Raw genomic sequence first — 16,144 nt, 5'->3', positions numbered from 1 at the left:
TCAACGTGACCAATTGTACCCACGTTAACGTGTGGTTTATTACGTTCAAACTTGGCTTTAGCCATGATGATCTTCCTTTATGAACTGCTCATGAGGATCTCTCATGAGCACTAGTTTTCAACTCAAATTTGGTTTGGGCTTATAGTAATCGAAAGATTACTCGTCGTCACCTTTTTTACCGCCAGTTTGGAATTTAGTGATAATTCCTTCAGCAACGTTACGTGGAGTTTCTGCATATTTAGCAAATTCCATTGAGTACGTTGCACGGCCTTGAGACATTGAACGCATTTGAGTTGCGTAACCAAACATCTCAGCCAATGGAACTTCAGCACGAATTGCTTTAGTACCACCAGGTAGGTCGTCCATACCTTGAACCATACCACGACGACGGTTTAAGTCACCCATGATATCGCCCATGTAATCTTCTGGAGTTTCCACTTCAACTTTCATGATTGGCTCAAGAAGGATAGGATCTGCTTTCATGAAACCATCACGGAATGCATAAGAACCTGCCATTTTGAACGACAATTCATCAGAGTCGACGTCATGGTAAGAACCATCAAACAATGTCGCTTTAATACCCACAACAGGGTAACCAGCCAAGACACCATTCTTCATACGTTCTTGAATACCTTTATCAACCGCACCGAAGAATTCTTTAGGTACTACACCACCAACCACTTCTTCAGCGAATTGATATTCTTTACCAGCTTCTTCAACATCAAGCGGCTCGAGACGTACATATACGTGACCGAACTTACCTTTACCACCAGTTTGACGAACAAATTTACCTTCTTGTTCAACTGTTTTCTTGATTGTTTCACGGTAAGCAACCATTGGTTTACCAATGTTCGCTTCAACGCTGAACTCACGTTTCATACGGTCAACGATGATGTCAAGGTGAAGCTCACCCATACCAGCGATGATTGTTTGACCAGACTCTTCGTCAGTGAATACACGGAATGAAGGATCTTCTTTAGCCAAACGACCGAGAGCAACAGACATTTTTTCTTGGTCAGCTTTGGTTTTCGGTTCTACAGCCAATTGGATTACTGGCTCAGGGAATTCCATACGCTCAAGTGTGATCACATTGTTTTCGTCACAAAGTGTGTCACCTGTTGTAGTATCTTTCAAACCTACGCAAGCTGCGATATCACCAGCACGAATTTCTTCGATATCCTGACGATCGTTTGCATGCATCTGTACGATACGACCAATACGTTCACGTTTCATTTTCACTGGGTTATAAACAGGGCTACCTGCTTTTAACACACCTGAGTAAACACGAACGAATGTTAAGTTACCTACGAATTTGTCATTCATGATTTTGAATGCCAACGCAGAGAACGGCGCTTCATCAGAAGCTTCACGAGTTGCTTCAGTTTCAGCTTTGTCGTCAAGAATACCCTTAACGGCTGGAATATCAGTCGGTGCTGGTAAGAATTCAATTACAGCATCCAACATACGTTGAACACCTTTGTTTTTGAACGCAGAACCACACATAGCTGGCTGAATTTCAGCAGCAAGTGTACGTGCACGCAAACCAGCAATGATGTCTTCTTTAGACAACTCGCCTTCTTCTAGGTATTTGTCCATCAAAGTTTCAGAAGCTTCAGCAGCTGCTTCAACCATGTTTGTACGCCATTCGTTTGCTAGCTCAACCATATCCGCAGGAATGTCGCCGTATTCGAACTTCATACCTTGAGAAGCTTCATCCCAGATGATCGCTTTCATTTCGATAAGGTCAACAACACCTGTGAAAGTGTCTTCAGCACCGATTGGAAGTACGATTGGCACAGGGCTCGCACCTAAACGTGTTTTCATTTGTTCAACAACACGTAAGAAGTTCGCACCAGTACGGTCCATTTTGTTTACGAACGCAATACGAGGCACGCCGTATTTGTTCGCTTGACGCCATACTGTTTCTGACTGAGGTTGTACACCACCTACAGCACAGTAAACCATGCACGCACCATCAAGTACACGCATAGAACGTTCTACTTCGATTGTGAAGTCAACGTGTCCCGGTGTGTCGATGACGTTAATACGGTGTTGATCGTATTGATTACCCATACCTTTCCAGAAGCATGTTACTGCTGCTGAGGTAATTGTAATCCCACGTTCTTGTTCTTGTTCCATCCAGTCAGTAGTTGCTGAACCTTCGTGAGTTTCACCAAGTTTATGGCTCTCACCGGTATAGAACAAAATACGTTCAGATGTAGTTGTTTTACCTGCGTCAATGTGCGCAGAGATACCAATGTTACGGTAACGAGAAATTGGGGTTTGACGTGCCATGATTTCTAGCATTCCTAAATTTGTTGTCTAAAACAGGACGCTTTAAGCTGCATTGCAACTTAAAGCGCTTTGATGACAAGCTCGTGACAAGTCATGCCATCTCCTGAATAAGGCCTGCTTAAACCGCTTAGAAGCGATAGTGAGAGAAGGCTTTGTTGGCTTCAGCCATACGATGCACATCTTCACGTTTTTTGATCGCTGCACCTTTGCCTTCAGCTGCATCAAGCAACTCACCAGCTAAACGAAGAGCCATCGTTTTTTCAGAACGCTTAGCAGCAGCATCTACCAACCAACGCATTGCTAGGGCAGTACGACGGGATGGGCGCACTTCCATAGGTACTTGATAAGTAGCACCACCTACACGGCGTGCTTTAACTTCGACCATAGGGCGAACTTTTTCAAGAGTTGTCTCGAAAAATTCAACTGGGTCTACTTTATTTTTTTCTTGAACGCGATCTAAAGCACCGTAAACGATACTTTCAGCAATTGATTTTTTACCATCTTGCATAACGTGGTTCATGAACTTAGCGATGGTTTGGCTGCCGAACTTAGGATCCGGAAGGATTTCACGGGCAGCGACTACGCGACGTCTTGGCATTTTAATACACCTATAAATATGACACTTCAGGATAATCCAGCAGTAGTACAAAGTGTCGTGTACTGTTCGCTGGCCTTACTACACGTCGCTTGAATTTTTACAAACCAAATTTTTGAAAATCTGTATGTAGCAATCAAACAAGCGAGACGATAAAGGATTGCAGTTCTAAATTCTAAGATTATTTCTTAGGACGTTTAGCACCGTATTTAGAACGAGACTGGTTACGATCTTTTACGCCAGCACAGTCTAAAGAACCACGAACGGTATGGTAACGTACACCTGGTAAGTCTTTAACACGACCACCACGGATAAGAACAACACTGTGCTCTTGTAGGTTATGACCTTCACCACCGATATAGCTTGAAACTTCAAAACCAGAAGTTAAGCGAACACGGCAAACTTTACGCATTGCTGAGTTAGGTTTTTTCGGTGTAGTTGTATAAACACGTGTACACACACCACGACGTTGTGGGCAAGCCTTCAACGCAGGAACTTTTGATTTTTCAACCAAAGTTGTACGACCCTTACGGATCAACTGATTTGTTGTTGCCATATGGCAATTCTCCCGTTGTTAAAAAACCACCAAAAAGTCGACTTTTTGGGGGCATGCAATTGTAAGCGAAGAAGGATAAATGGTCAACAGACCACACAGGTAAAAAATACACTGCGGCCTGCCAGTTTTTGTAAAGAATTAGTCAAGAAAAACACTTGTTTTCTGGTGTATTTGCAGACCAAATACTGCTTATTTTTGCAGCTTTTTTTCTGTTACATCATGTTGAGCTGTCTCACTTTCTACTGCCTGAACTGGCGTACTCGCGGAGGTTTCTTGTCCCTTAAACTCAGACTCACCCTCAACTTCAATACCACTCGAAATCACAGTAACCTGATCAGACTTCGACTGTTTAGCGGCTTCAACAGCATTAGCTGCCTCACTATTTTGCTCTGCTAAAGGAGTAATAGCAGTTATTGTACTAGATGAATCAACAGTCATTTTTCCTGATAACTGCTCTGTTTCGATGGCGTTGTTTTGTCGCATATTTTCACTTTGAATTTGTTCTTGTTGTGCAAAATATGCAGACAATGGATCTAATTCAGTATCAGGATGAAGGTTTAGAAAATAGCGTGCTTGAGAGAAAATCTGTTCTGCTTTTACGGTTGCATCTGTCACCAAATGACAACTATATAATGCCCCCACTCCCATACCAACGATTGGCGTAAACTTTGCCAATACAGCCAAGGCACTCCACTGCGTTGTTGAATCATGCTCATGCAACCAAGTAGGGACTTTTGCTGAACCTAACCATGCCTTTAATGGTGCTAAATCATTACTTGAGCCTACTAAGGATTGTAAATGACTCAAATCATGAGAACTTAACAATTCAGAAAAGGCCCTAAGTGCTGCTAAGAGTGCCTGCTTTTCTGCCACACTCCCCATATCGATATGCTTAAAAATATATTCAACAGCAATATAATCTTCAGCGTTTAAGTCAAAACCGTACGCTCGACCTGTTTGATAAATACTCTTTAAAGCCAACACCAATGAACTCGGCACATCCACTGCAGCACCGACTACACCTGTCGCCCCTGTTAACGCACCAAGGCAAACAGCGATGATCTTGTTTTGATTACCTAATGCCTGACTAATCCGATGTGAGCGCTCTGGGTCTGTACGTAGTTCATTTAAGTTTTTTGCACCGACTTCATCAAGTAGCTGAGCAACAGAACTCTGACGAGATACCCATTCATTTAAATAGTCAAAAAAATAATCGGCAGCTTTTTGATTTAATTCTGGTGAAATCATTTGTCCAACTTTACTCATGCGTGTGTAATGTCGACCTAAAAGCTGACTAGATAGGCGTGGTAAATGTTCACGAATCATGTGCTGTGGAAGATCATAATGCTTTTTATCAAAACTATAACTTTGCTGTGCTTGCCCTTCTATCACTGAAGTTTGATCGTACATATGATCAAGTGGTGTAACTGTAGGAGAAAAATGATGAAGCACTTCTAAACCAGACTGAGTTACTTTCTTTGCCAACGAAACGGCTGTCCCCAATAGACCCGAAGCTTGAGATGTTGACTTTGACATATATACCTCTCTGCAAGTTTTTGTACTTATTTTAAAGACACATCATAAAGTGTCATTTGTAGAAAACTTCAGGATAAAAATTTAAAAATATTTCCTGAATAAACTGGACTTATTTCGTAGAAAAGTCAATGAATAAACCCAAACCGCTCTGACCATTTATTCTACTCTATTCGACTTGTCACAACTTGTCGCAGCGTAATTTTTAACATCTTTTTATTTTTTCAACTGCTGTTATTATGTTTTTAAGCTCAGATTTAACCCTTATAGATTACATATGACATCAAATATTATCCCAGCTAGCCAACTCAAATTAAGCGCGGAACAAAAATACCAAGATGAATTACTACGTCTTCAGGAACAAGACAAAAGCCGAAAACCACATGGTTGGAAACTTTCTGCTCATGCGGTACGTCGTTTTATTTTAGGTGATGATGAACTCAATATTCAAAAAAAATTCTATGGGGATGATGCTTTAGTTGATCGCGCATTGGTCACCCTAATGGGCAATCAAGGGCTCATGCTAGTGGGTGAACCAGGTACTGCAAAATCAATGCTATCTGAACTTTTTAGCACAGCAATCAGTGGTAGCTCGCAATACACAGTACAAGGGACTGCTGGTACAACAGAAGACCATATTAAATACTCATGGAACTATGCTCTCCTCCTTGCAGAAGGTCCCTCTGAAAAATCACTTATTGCATCACCAATTTTCCACGCAATGCGCCAAGGCCATATTGCACGTTTTGAAGAAATCACACGTTGCCCAGCAGAAATCCAAGATGTACTTGTTTCATTACTGTCTGAAAAACAAATGATGATTCCTGAAATGGGCCAAGACTATAGTCTCTATGCACAACAAGGCTTTAATATTATTGCAACGGCTAACTTACGTGACCGTGGTGTACATGAAATGTCTTCGGCATTAAAACGTCGTTTTAACTTTGAAACAGTAAAGCCAATCCAAAATCGTGAATTTGAAATTGAGCTGGTTCAGCTACAACTTAAACAACAACTAGCTGAACTACATAATGAACTACAAATTAAACTCCCTGTGATTGAACTGCTAGTTACCATTTTTAATGAACTACGTACAGGACAAAGCTTACAAGGCGCCAATCTAAAAACACCTGATGCAGTCATGTCTACAGCAGAAGCCGTCAACATTGCACATGCAGCAGGCTTACAAGCAATTTATTTAGGAGATGGTGTACTACGCGCTGAAAATATTGCACAGCAATTGTTAGGTGTAGTCTTCAAAGATAATCCTGATGACGTTAAACGCCTAAAATACTATATCGACACAGTAGCCAAAGAACGTGCTCGTCAGGATGCCGACTGGAAAGCATTTTATCAGGCTGCTCGTGAGTTTTAAGCATGATAGATATTCAAAATGCCACATGGCCAGAGCGCTTTTCACAGGCGCTATTGGCCAAACAACAATTGGCCAAACAAAATATATTTTTTGCTCCAGTTCGCCACCACAGCCCAGCCTGTGCTTATGCATTGAAGCACTATATTGAGCAGTTAAAACCAACACATATTTTAATTGAAGGCCCAGAAAGTTTTAATTTTTTATTACCTAGCCTTCTTCATCAGGACACAGCTCCACCTGTTGCTATTTTTGCTCAGGCACATCCCACAGCAAAAGCCAATGATTCAGAACATGAATCACCCAACTTAGCTTCTGCTTATTTTCCATTTTGTCAGTACTCTCCAGAATGGATCGCATTACAACAAGGTAAAACGATTGGTGCAACGCTTAAGTTTATTGATCTCTCTTGGGCTAAACAAAGTGAATTAGATCAATCTAAACAACTTGATATCGCCCAACGCTCCCTCATGTCGGAACGTTATCTTGCACATAGTCAATATATTCAACGTTTAGCACAGCGGCTACATTGTCGTAATCATGATGAGCTGTGGGATCATTTATTTGAATTACAATCAGCAAAACAACTCACTCAAGCGGAAGACTTCTTTAATGAGGTTTTTAGTTGGTGTGCCTTAGCACGTTTAGACTATGAAGACGACGTATTATTACAAGATGGTTCATTACACCGTGAAGACTGTATGTGGCAACATATTCAGGACACTATTGCACCTGAGCATCGTATTTTAGTTGTCACTGGCGGTTTTCACACACTTGCTTTAATCGAGCTACTCAGTAAAAAAAAGTCGCAGCTCAAACAACACAAAACGACTCAAAACAATTGGCAAGAACAAGCATGGCTGATTCGTTATAGTTTTGATCGCCTTGATGCATTAAATGGTTATGCTTCAGGTATGCCTTCACCAGCTTTTTACCAACAATTTTGGCAACAACTCGATCAAGAAAATATCGACTCAAACGACCCCATCCGACTAGAACAAAATGTATTAGGTTATTTAAGTCAACTTTGTCACTATTTAGATGCTGAAAAATGTTTGGACATTAACACTTTTCTTGCCATTAAACATACAGCAGAAATTGCTTGGCAATTAGCTAACCTACGAGGGCACTATCGTCCTAGCCGTTATGACCTCCTTGATGCTCTACAAAGCGCTTTGGTTAAGGGTGAACTCGAAGATGGTCAACAGCACTTATTTCAACAGATCTATTTATTTCTTGGTGGACAAACACTGGGGCAAGTGCCAGCTGACCAACATCGTCCTGCACTAGTCGATAATGTCTATCAACAAATCAACAAATTCCGTTTTAACTTAACTGACACCTTAAAACGTCAACGTAAACTCGATGTTTACCGTAAACCTTTACATCAACATATTAGCCAATTTTTACATTTACTCGACTATGTAGACTGTGGCTTTGCCCAACGACTTTCAGGCCCCAACTATGTACTGGGTGCTGGACTCGATTTACTGTTTGAAGAATGGCGTTATGCATGGACACCGAGTGTAGAAGCACGACTAATCGAGCTCTCTGAACAAGGTGACCAACTAGAAAAAATCGCCATACATAAACTTGTCCAACAACAAAAACATAATCAGGAACAAGGTCTTGGACAATCTGCAACTGAAACTGCAAAACTACTTGCACTCGCCTGTAGACTCGGTTTAAAACAACAACTTGAAGTATTAAATCAACAGCTTGCACAGTATTTGTATAGTGATCAAAATTTAGGTTCAATCATTGCAGCTGCTCAGCAGCTCTACTATCTCTGGCATGGTCGGCAGTTATTACAATTGCCTGAGCAACAATTACAACAGAGCCTGATTTTGGCCTTGCAACAAGCGTGTTATCTACTTGAGCAACTTTATGATAGTCATGAAGAAAAAATCGAAGAAAACCTCAAGCATTTAAAACACCTGCATGAACTGATTATTAATGTACAACAGCAAATTGCAGCTAAACTTCAAGATGAGGCATTACGTTCTACAGCCGATCAGCTCTTAACATTAATGTATCAACAAATTGATCTAGAGCAGCTACGTCAAAATCATCTCAGCAAACTCAAAGGTGCAGTGGATGTACTGCGTTTTTTAGACCAACGTATTCAACAGCAAACGTTAAGTAATGAATTATTGCTTAGTTTTGCAACAGGAAGTGATCCTGAAGAGGCTGTGCAATATCTACAAGGAATGTTGCATATTGCTCCTGAGATTTTTGTGCAATCACACATTGCGATTGATGCCCTATTCCAACTGGTAAGCCAATGGTCTGACGAGTTATTTATTCGCATTTTGCCAGACCTTCGTTTTGCTTTTAGTCAATTTAATCCTAAACAAACGCGCCAAATTGCTGAACGCATTGCCGAACTTTCAGGTCTAAGTCAAGAAGTGATCCTTGATCAAGTCTTTAGTCATTTAAATGAACAACAGGTACTTGAAGGTGTTGCCCTCAATCAGCAGCTCCACCACCTACTTACACATGACCACTTAATTGATTGGTTCAAACAAGACATGACAGTCACACCAACACAGGAAGCCCAGTATGACGCATGAACTCAATCAAACACCTGTGGCAGAGCAATCCCCAAGCAATGATTCATTAGACCAAGCACGCCGTTGGCGTTTGATGTTGGGCCGTTATGCAGATCAAAACTTAGCTGAGGCACAACTTTCAGGCCAAGAACTTAAAATTGAACGCCAACTGGACTATCTGTACCGTGAAGAATACAAACGCCGTGGCATAAAACAACAAAACCGTCATGGTAGTTTAGATGCCTCACAACTCACAGCAATCAATTGGCTTGATCAAGGCCGAAAGCTCTTTCCTAAATCGACCTTTGAACGTATGCAAAAACATGCGCTTGAACGCTATCAAATGTCTGATTTATTGAAACGCCCTGAACATATTCAACAGCTTGATGCGAGCCCTAATGTTGCCAAAGCCTTACTGAGTTTACGTGGGCATATGAGCGCAGAGATGAAAGAAGCAATTCGTAGCCTGATTGCAAAAGTCGTTGCTGAAATGCTGGAAAAAATTCGTCCCAATTTCTTGCAAGCTTTACAAGGGCGGCGACATCGTTTTCGTAGATCACCCATTAAACAGGCACAAAATTTTGATTGGCGTCGCACCATTCGGGAAAATCTCAAGCATTATCAACCCGACTTACAAAAACTCATTATTCAAACGCCATATTTTAATGCCCGAGTGCAAAAACACCTGCCTTGGGAAATAGTGTTATGTGTAGACCAAAGTGGCTCGATGATGGACTCGATTATGTACGCAGCCATTTGCGCCAGTATCTTAGCTGCACTCCCTGCTGTGAATGTTAGCTTAGTCTTATTTGATACCCAAATTGTAGACCTTAGCCATATGGCACATGATCCCGTTGAAATTTTACTCACCATTCAACTTGGTGGTGGTACACATATCGCCCAAGCACTGCAATATTGCGCAACAAAGATCAAACAACCACAGCGGAGTATTTTAGTTCTCATTAGCGACTTTGAAGAAGGTGGCTCTGTACAAAACATGCTAAATACCACGGCTAGTCTACATCAACAGGGCTGTAAGTTATTGGGACTTGCTGCATTAGACCAACATGCTAATCCTTGTTATGACCACAACATGGCAGGACAACTACAACAACGAGGTATGGAAATCGCAGCCATGACACCAGAACATTTGGCCAATTGGTTTGCTGAGGTAATGCAATGAGCTGGTTAGTTTATTTACAATATGATGAAGACAGTTTAGCTTTACATAGTAATGCTGGCTTAATTCGACGTGCAAAAAAAGCACTTGATCAGGTACAGCTGAGTAGCAATACAGATGACAGCCAACAACAGCTTGAGTTTCAGGTTGAAGAAGAACAGGTTCAGCTTAGCCCAGAGGGCATTGCCGCCGCAACATGTAGCTGCCCTGCTCAAGGTTGCTGTAAACATATTTTAAGTAGTATTTTATGGATGCAACAACATCCAGCACAGTTTAATGGCACTACTACACCTCCAACCTCAACATCAGCAAATACCGCAATTGATACTGCCAGCGAACATACATCTCACACCAACACAGCCTCGGGTGCCGACTCTGTTCAAGCCACACAAATGACCTTGGCAGCAGCACTAGCCTTAGACAGTGCTGCAATTTTAAAGAAAAGCACTAAAGTCACACGTCGTCTTGCTTATCAATTTTTTTTAGACTGGCAACAGCATCCTGAGCGCTGTCAAATTGATATCCAAGCCGATAAAATCTGCTTTTTAACTGAATTGAGTCCTCATAAAGTTCAACTCTTTCCTACGCTTGGCTTTGCAGGAATGCTCTCAGATCTACCGAGCAAACAACAAGCTGCTGTACATTTAGCCTGTATAGCATATTTATTTCACCACCATCATATAGTATGGGCGTGGCCTGATGACTTACTACAAAATGAAGCCGAACAGAATATTCCTATACAGTTAGAAACTGAAGACTTAGCACTTATCAATGAGTTACAGCAAATTACCCAACACTTTATGCATCAAGGGCTTTCTCATATTGCCCATGAATCTGTACTGGCACTACATATCCTTAATATGCAAGCCCGTGCACAAAATTTGCCTCGCTTAGCTGCTGAACTGCGACAGCTCCATGGTTTAATGCGTCAATTTTTAAGTGAGGATGATCACCAAGTAGATGAAAACCAAGTTTTTGATCAACTTGCTTATTTTTATGCTTATTTAGCAGCTTTGCTTGCGAATCAACAATACCCTGAACAACTCCAACAGCTTAAAGGCAGCTCACAGCGTGATTATCAACAGCAACAATTTGCTCATTTGATTCCACTAGGCTGTGAATGGTGGCAACTAGACAGCGGAGCTCGTGGTTTAAGCTTGTACTATTGGGATGCTGAGCAGCAACAACACTATGAAGTCACACAAGCCCGTGCCAACCATCTAGACAGTACTTTTGATAAAAACAGTGCTGCGCAAAGTGGGATTTGGGGCAGTAATATTGACTATTTGTTGCAGCATCAACTCGAACTTACTCAAGCCAAAATGAGTGATAACAATCGCCTCAGTGCCAGCAGTGAAACACGCTTTATAGAAAAGGCCGAATTTAAACAATTAGACGTAGAGCAACTAAAACAACCAGGATTGGCTATTGATGATTGGCAACAGCTAGATCACCTCATCCGCCCTCACTCTAGTGTTGCTCGCAATATGCAACGTTATGTATTGTTACGCCATCAAGATATTGAAAAACCTGAACTTAATGAAGTTGAGCAATGCTTCGAATGCCGCATTATAGATCAGCATGGCCATAGCTTAAAACTCAGCATGCCTGTGGAAAGTCATTATGAAAACCGTTTAAAACATTTTAACAGCCTCATTTTTACGGCCAAACCTGTCGCCACACTGGTAAGAATCGATCTCAGCCAACATCGAGCACGCTTAATTCCATGCAGTGTGATTCTTGAAAAAAAAGATGGACTGCGTATTTTTAGTTTGGACTATCACTACCCACCACGCCCACCAAAAGCCAATGTATTTGAATTGATTACGGGCCGAATAGAGAAAATGCTCAAACAAAAAAAACAGTGGCAAGCAGGCATTCACCACACACCTCTTGAGCTTTTACTGCTTCATAGTCAATCATTTTTGGCTTTTTATGCCAATATTGGGCGGGCAAAATTCGACCCGAGTGATCAGGAAAAGCTCATTGGCTATCGTCAACAATTTGAAGATTTAGGCTTACAGCTCATTGCTCAACAATTTGATCAATTGCTTAAAACCAATAACTTAGCACACGGTCTACTCCAAAGCCGACATTTGTTGATTCAATTACAACGGCTACAATATCGATTTGAGTTGGAGAGTCAAACTATGTCGTTCTAGGTGAATTCTGCCCTAGGCAATGACACGTATTCATTTAAAATTAATTTACTTTTTAAAAACTACAACGGCTTGCCCCAGCTGCTTATGAAGGATCTTATATGTCAAATACGTTATTTACATCGATTGTTAATTTGTTTAAAAATTTTACTGAACCTCAAGGCAAGTTGTTACAACAAATTGTTGAACCCTTGGCTAAGATAGATGAAAGCCTAGCTGAAGACAGTATGGCGTTTATTGTGAATGGTGAACATGTCGATGTATTAATGCGTTTACAGCAGCTACCTGATGACAAAGCAGGACTAATTTTAGGTAAACCTGGGACTTTTGGCTATTACTGGGGACAAGTCACTTTAACTAAAGCTGAGGAGGCACTAGCCAAAAGCTCAAGCCGTGCACGCAAAACTTTATATGAAAAAATTTTTGACACTCTGAGTAATGAGCAAATCATTCGCCTAGGCAAATGGATGGCTGCTGCGACCCAACAACGCAATTTAGACCAGATCTGCCCATCGCTTCCAGAATGGTTCCACTACTTTGCAATTGATGGCCTAGTGACTTCACTGGCAAACCGTTCTTTTAGTGAAAAAGATCAAAGAAAAACCTTATTGCAACACTGGAGCATAGCTAAATTAGAAGCATTACTCGCTGAAGAAGATTCAACACTTGTTCCTCATCTACTTGATTTTATTTTTGAACGTCGGAGTAGTCGTAGCTATTATAATGACGACCTAGAAGTCATCTATAAGCTGGCGGATTGTAAGGAATATATTCAAACGCATTTAACTCAACTACAGCAAGCAGCACCTAACTATGGTGTCGAAGGTCAAGAAAATGTCTTGCAATACCTACAAACAAATAAAGATCTTTTAGTCCAAAGTGCAGAAGTGATGGTGCAATTAAGTATTTGTAGTTCCAAAAGAACACGCGATACAGCAACCAGCATGTTAAGCCTGTTACCAGAAACCGAAACCCAGCATTACTTGGCCCACTACCTAAGCTCAGGCAACAGTAAGCAACGCAGCAATGCGGCTGACTTACTGGCACGTCTTTCACCAAGTAGTGTGAATATCTTAGAACAAGCGCATGCAGCAGAAAAACTAAAATCTGTACAACAAATCATCATGTCAGCCTTACAACGCTTGAAATCTGTAGATGCTGCATCTGGACAAGAAGAACTACACATTCCTGCATGCACTCCACTAATGACAACCACAATTCCGGAAAGTTTCTCTGAAACTGTTGCACAAAATTATCAACAAGTTTTAGAAAAATCTCGTGAATCTGCTGAAAGAGAAATCGAAGAAAATAAATTAGAGAAGAGCGGTTACAAATCAACTTGGGCGCAGCGTAACTATAAAGATTTACAGAAAGTTAAGCCCGAATCTTTGGCCCGTGTGGTCAGTTACTTAAATGGTGAACAAGGTCTGAAGTCTTTTGATAGCGACTTTAAAATCATTACCTATCAAAACTCACTAAAAAATTTAGAGCAGTTCAATCTTAACTATGCAGTACGTTTGTTCGCACTGAATGGTCGTCACTACATCAATTGGGATTCACTTTTCGCACTCATCAACCATGAGGAGCTTGCTCAACTTGAACTACGTCACATTGAACAAGCACTTGCAAACAACAACTTTACCAATAGTAAGCGAATGATTGCTGAAGGCATGTTAATGGAAGCCTGGAATGATCTAAATGATTATATTCAAGATGCTGACAAAATCTGGCCTTTCTTTGCTGAAAACATGGACTTTTTAACTGAGGCTATGGGACTTGCACCATCAAAATCAGATAATAAATATCGTGAGCTTGAACCAGCAAGTGCAATCAACGTACTTAATACATTCCCTGTACTCCCCCAACAGTTCGTACCACGTTTACTTGAACTTGCTTTAGGGGAAAATAAACGCCTACGTTTTGACGCACAGCGCGCGCTTGAACGTCTAACAGGTATTCACTTACGTGCAATAGAAGCCTTAGACTCAGGCAAACAAGAAATTCGTATTACTGCAATTGAATGGTTAGCGCGCCTACAAGTTCAAGATGCAATAAAACCCCTCAATGCACTACTCAAAAAAGAGAAAAAAGAAATTGTTCGCGCAGCTTTACTCACTGCACTTGAACAACTCGGCCAAGACATTAGTGCCCACCTTGCACCTAAAGTGTTACTCAAAGAAGCGGAACAAGGTTTAAAAGGACGTTTATCGGCAAGTTTTACTTGGTTTGATCTTAACGCTCTCCCTGCATGTACTTGGCAAGATGGTAAAGCAGTTAATCCAGAAATTATTCAATGGTGGTTAATCTTGGCTGAAAAGCTCAAAGATCCAAAACCAAATGCCTTACTACAACGCTACATGCAACTCTTGAGTGAAAAAAGCCAGCAACAATTGGCCAATCATGTATTGCAAAGCTTTATTCATCAAGACACCCGTGGACCTAGCCTAGAAGAAGCAACGGAAATTGCAGTGAAAGAAGGCCCAGGGCGCCTAAGCAACTATCAGGATTGGTATAAACGTTATCCTCAATATTATGCAGAATATGCAAATGTTACTTTAGAGCAAGTCGTTGATGAGTTAAAACGTCAGCATTTGGCCACTTACCTTGGTTCTGCAATCAAGAGTAAAGGAATGCTCGCATTAACTTTTGCAGCTCAAGGCAGCACAGCTGTAAAACAATTACAAGATTATATGAAACAGCATTATCAGCGCCGCGCTCAAATTGAGGCCATGATTCATGCACTCTCAATCAGTAATGATCCGCTTGTCATTCAATTGTTATTGTCCTTATCTCGTCGTTATCGTACTGCCTCAGTACAAACACTTGCTGGTGAGTTGGTTGCTGAGATCGCTGAACGTAATCATTGGAGTAGTGATGAACTCGCAGACCGTACAATTCCAACTGCGGGCCTTGATGACCAAGGTATCTTGCAGCTCGAATATGGCAGCCGTCATTTTACGGCCTACGTTGATGACAAAGATAAATTCGTCCTAAAAAATGAAGATGGCAAAGTCGTTAAGGCGCTACCCGCAGCACGTCAAAACGATGATGCAGCACTGATCAAAGAAGCAAAAGCACTATTGAGCAACAGTAAGAAGGAGTTAAAACAAGTTATTGACCTACAAACACTGCGTCTTTATGAGTCAATGTGTGGAGAACGCCAGTGGTCTGTAGCTGATTGGCAGGAATATTTGTTTGCTCACCCAATCATGAATCGTCTAATTCAACGTTTAGTTTGGTTAGAGATTGCAGCAGATGGTACAGCACAGCATTTCCGTCCAAGTGATGATGGTAGCCTACTAAACCTCGATGATGATGAAATTGAGTTAGCGAGTGACAGTCACATACAGATTTCCCATGCCGTTTTAGTTGGAGCTGAACAGGCTGAGCAATGGTCAGATCATTTCAAAGACTACAAAGTTAAACCACTGTTTGAGCAAATGAACCGTAGCTTACCTACATTTAATAACCCTAAAACAGATGTGATTGAAGACCGTAAAGGTTGGTTAACCGACACCTTTACCCTACGTGGTGTCGTCAACAAAATGGGCTATCAACGCACCTCTATTGAAGATGCAGGCTCTTTTGATAGTTACAGTAAAGCCTTTAAGTCACTTAACTTAGAAGTACAAATTGGCTTTAGTGGCAGTTATGTTCCTGAAGAAAATATTCCTGCTGTACTCTATGACCTTCGTTTTGCTCGACCTGGCCAAAGTTATTGGAATCGCACCGATATTCTCATAGAGGACGTACCTAAAATTTTACTGGCCGAATGCTATGCTGATTATCTTAAATTGGCCGATGCGTGTAGTGGTTTTGATCCAGAGTGGCAAAAGAAAACACCTTGGTAAAATTTTCTTTTAATCAATTTTTCTCAAGCCATCATGTTTATACATGATGGC

The 16,144-nt window shown here is 41.2% G+C and carries 9 protein-coding genes and 1 pseudogene; 5 read left to right on the top strand and 5 right to left on the bottom strand.

What is annotated here, in order from left to right; translation table 11 throughout:
- The 5 genes and pseudogenes from RFH42_RS13345 to RFH42_RS13325 all read right to left on the bottom strand — a co-directional run.
- Positions 1-65: pseudogene (locus RFH42_RS13345) on the bottom strand (GTP-binding protein); the annotation flags it as partial.
- A gap of 91 nt (positions 66-156) precedes the next feature.
- On the bottom strand, positions 157-2,295 hold the full coding sequence (fusA, locus tag RFH42_RS13340) for an elongation factor G (protein ID WP_308976203.1): 2,139 nt from the start codon (positions 2,293-2,295) through the stop codon (positions 157-159).
- Positions 2,296-2,422: 127 nt separating this feature from the next.
- On the bottom strand, positions 2,423-2,893 hold the full coding sequence (gene rpsG / locus RFH42_RS13335) for a 30S ribosomal protein S7 (RefSeq protein ID WP_070069440.1): 471 nt from the start codon (positions 2,891-2,893) through the stop codon (positions 2,423-2,425).
- Positions 2,894-3,071: 178 nt separating this feature from the next.
- Positions 3,072-3,446: a 30S ribosomal protein S12 gene (gene rpsL, locus RFH42_RS13330; protein WP_000246374.1), complete on the bottom strand. Its 375-nt coding sequence runs from the start codon at positions 3,444-3,446 to the stop codon at positions 3,072-3,074.
- A 189-nt stretch (positions 3,447-3,635) separates the two neighbouring features.
- Positions 3,636-4,982 (bottom strand): EcsC family protein, encoded by a 1,347-nt coding sequence (locus tag RFH42_RS13325; RefSeq protein WP_308976201.1) that lies wholly within the window; start codon positions 4,980-4,982, stop codon positions 3,636-3,638.
- 274 nt (positions 4,983-5,256) lie between these two features.
- Between RFH42_RS13325 and RFH42_RS13320 the strand changes: the two genes are divergently transcribed.
- From RFH42_RS13320 to RFH42_RS13300, 5 genes are all read left to right on the top strand, one after another.
- Positions 5,257-6,354 carry an ATP-binding protein gene (locus tag RFH42_RS13320; RefSeq protein ID WP_308976200.1) on the top strand — a complete coding sequence of 366 codons (1,098 nt, stop codon included), beginning with the start codon at positions 5,257-5,259 and terminating at the stop codon, positions 6,352-6,354.
- A gap of 2 nt (positions 6,355-6,356) precedes the next feature.
- Positions 6,357-8,924: a DUF5682 family protein gene (locus tag RFH42_RS13315; RefSeq protein WP_308976199.1), complete on the top strand. Its 2,568-nt coding sequence runs from the start codon at positions 6,357-6,359 to the stop codon at positions 8,922-8,924.
- Positions 8,914-10,086 carry a VWA domain-containing protein gene (locus tag RFH42_RS13310; RefSeq protein WP_308976198.1) on the top strand — a complete coding sequence of 391 codons (1,173 nt, stop codon included), beginning with the start codon at positions 8,914-8,916 and terminating at the stop codon, positions 10,084-10,086. Before RFH42_RS13315 ends, RFH42_RS13310 begins: the two co-directional genes overlap by 11 nt.
- On the top strand, positions 10,083-12,245 hold the full coding sequence (locus RFH42_RS13305) for an SWIM zinc finger family protein (protein ID WP_308976197.1): 2,163 nt from the start codon (positions 10,083-10,085) through the stop codon (positions 12,243-12,245). The genes RFH42_RS13310 and RFH42_RS13305 overlap by 4 nt, the downstream gene beginning before the upstream one ends.
- Before the next feature lie 98 nt (positions 12,246-12,343).
- Entirely contained in the window at positions 12,344-16,093 is a 3,750-nt protein-coding gene (locus RFH42_RS13300) for a DUF4132 domain-containing protein (RefSeq protein WP_308976196.1), read from the top strand.
- Positions 16,094-16,144: the final 51 nt, after the last annotated feature.

The organism is Acinetobacter rudis (assembly GCF_031157835.1).
In the GTDB taxonomy this organism is placed as follows: Bacteria; Pseudomonadota; Gammaproteobacteria; order Pseudomonadales; family Moraxellaceae; genus Acinetobacter; species Acinetobacter rudis_A.
Note: the sequence above shows the minus strand (reverse complement) of the source record. Positions and strands in the feature narration are given on the sequence as shown.

Bases quoted from the DNA above. Each gene is read 5' to 3' on its own strand.
- fusA (WP_308976203.1), bottom strand. From the start codon at position 2,295: ATGGCACGTCAAACCCCAATTTCTCGTTACCGTAACATTGGTATCTCT.
- rpsG (WP_070069440.1), bottom strand. From the start codon at position 2,893: ATGCCAAGACGTCGCGTAGTCGCTGCCCGTGAAATCCTTCCGGATCCT.
- rpsL (WP_000246374.1), bottom strand. From the start codon at position 3,446: ATGGCAACAACAAATCAGTTGATCCGTAAGGGTCGTACAACTTTGGTT.
- RFH42_RS13325 (WP_308976201.1), bottom strand. From the start codon at position 4,982: ATGTCAAAGTCAACATCTCAAGCTTCGGGTCTATTGGGGACAGCCGTT.
- RFH42_RS13320 (WP_308976200.1), top strand. From the start codon at position 5,257: ATGACATCAAATATTATCCCAGCTAGCCAACTCAAATTAAGCGCGGAA.
- RFH42_RS13315 (WP_308976199.1), top strand. From the start codon at position 6,357: ATGATAGATATTCAAAATGCCACATGGCCAGAGCGCTTTTCACAGGCG.
- RFH42_RS13310 (WP_308976198.1), top strand. From the start codon at position 8,914: ATGACGCATGAACTCAATCAAACACCTGTGGCAGAGCAATCCCCAAGC.
- RFH42_RS13305 (WP_308976197.1), top strand. From the start codon at position 10,083: ATGAGCTGGTTAGTTTATTTACAATATGATGAAGACAGTTTAGCTTTA.
- RFH42_RS13300 (WP_308976196.1), top strand. From the start codon at position 12,344: ATGTCAAATACGTTATTTACATCGATTGTTAATTTGTTTAAAAATTTT.